Consider the following 1,705-nt stretch of genomic DNA (forward strand, 5'->3'; position numbering starts at 1 on the left):
GGCTCTGTCGCTGATCTTGTGATCGGGGGTCAGGTTCGGTGCAGGATCCGCAGGCGCAGGAGGTCGAAGTTGGCGCGGCCGTATCCGGCCCGTTTGAGGAATTTCACTCGCGTGTTCTGTCCCTCGACCTGGCCGGAGCTCCAGGGGCTGGACAGCCCGGCGATGACGGCGTCCTGGTCCCGCCGCAGGCCGTTGACCAGGGAGTGCAGGGCTGGCAGGGGGTCTTTCTCGACCCGCTCCATCCACTGGGGCAGTTGATCGCCGCGCAGGTCGCGCATCATCTCGGCGAAGTCGCGGACGTGGTCGGAGACCGCCTGGAGTTCGGGACAGGCCGCACGGATCTCCTTGAGGGCGACGGCGTCCTCGTCGGTGAGTTTGCCGGGGTTGGTCATGATCCACCGGACGATACGGCGGGGCCGTGGCGCGAGCCGCGGTGCCGGAGCGGAAGCGGACGGCGTGAGGTTGCGTACGTAGCGGCGGACGCTCTGGATGTCCCCGGTGAAGCCGAGGGCGGTGATCTCGCGGTGCAGTACGGCGGTGTCGTGGCAGCCCTCGTTCCACCGTTGGTGCAGGTGGGACCGGTACGCGTCCAGGATCGTGGTCCGGTTGACCGCTTTGATCAGGAGCTCCTCGATGCAGGTCGCGCGGGCGAAGCGGCGCACGGTGGAGCGGTCCAGTTGCAGCCGGCGGCAGATGGCCTCCAGCGACGCCCCCTCGCTCAGCAGGCCCTGGACCAGTGCGAACCGTTCCCGGGTGCGGACCACCAGGCGGCGCTCGCGCCCGTGGACGTCCTGTGTCCCGATCGGCGCGGCAGCCGGGGCGGCGACGTCGGCGGGGGCGGAGGGCTCGGCAGCGGGTTGTTTCTCGAACGCGGCCCGCACGCGGGCGTAATGGGTGCCGACCGTCTTCTCGACCGCTTCTCCGAGGTTCTTCCACAGGTGCCAGGCATCGGCGACCTGCACTGCTTGCGGGGCTCCGGTGCGGGCGCCGTCCGCGTACGCCCCCGCCCTGTCGCGGCAAATGATCTCGACCTCGGGATGACCGACGAGCCAGTCGGCCAGTGGGCCGGCCTCGCGTCCCGGCAGGACATCGATGGGGCGGCGTCGTTCCAGGTCGACCAGGATGGTGGCGTACGAGTCGCCCTTCCGCAATGCGAAATCATCGACCCCGAGCACCCTGACCTGCCCGACGGGCTCCTCGGGGAAGGCCCTGAGCAGGCGTAACAGGGTGTCCTTCGCCGCTGGGGCTCCCAAAGCGACCGCCAGTCGGCTGCCAGCCCGCCCTGCCAGCGTGAGCGCTATTGAGGTCAGTGTCCCGCGCATCAGCGGGGTGTAGCGGGCGTGTGGGCTGGTCAACCCGGTGACCTGCTCGGCGAACGTCACCGTCGGGCAGAGGTCGTTGAGACAGCGGAATCGGCGTACCAGCAGCTCGATGACCACCCGGGTTCCGCTGACCGCCGCATCGGACAGGCGTCGCAGGTATCGGCCGTGCACCCGAACTGACGGACTCTGACAGCGCGAGCACGGCGCATCTGCCGCACGGACACGGGCATGCATCGTGATCTCGCTGGCCGACCGCTCGACCAACTCGACCACGACGCCGGACAGATGAGGCAGAAGCGCCTCGAAACTTCGCGAAGTACACCAGGGACACGATCGCAGGCACCACCGACAACAGCCCCGATCACAAGATCAGCGACAGAGCC

At 68.9% G+C, this 1,705-nt stretch carries 1 protein-coding gene; it reads right to left on the minus strand.

Annotation, left to right across the window (positions count from 1 at the left end):
• Positions 1-29 precede the first annotated feature (29 nt).
• Positions 30-1,556 (minus strand): ISL3 family transposase, encoded by a 1,527-nt coding sequence (locus ABZT03_RS44340; RefSeq protein WP_356050006.1) that lies wholly within the window; start codon positions 1,554-1,556, stop codon positions 30-32.
• Positions 1,557-1,705 lie beyond the last annotated feature (149 nt).

This window comes from Streptomyces sp. NPDC005574, assembly GCF_040605435.1.
Taxonomy (GTDB): Bacteria; Actinomycetota; Actinomycetes; order Streptomycetales; family Streptomycetaceae; genus Streptomyces.

Bases quoted from the DNA above. Each gene is read 5' to 3' on its own strand.
- ABZT03_RS44340 (WP_356050006.1), bottom strand. From the start codon at position 1,556: ATGCATGCCCGTGTCCGTGCGGCAGATGCGCCGTGCTCGCGCTGTCAG.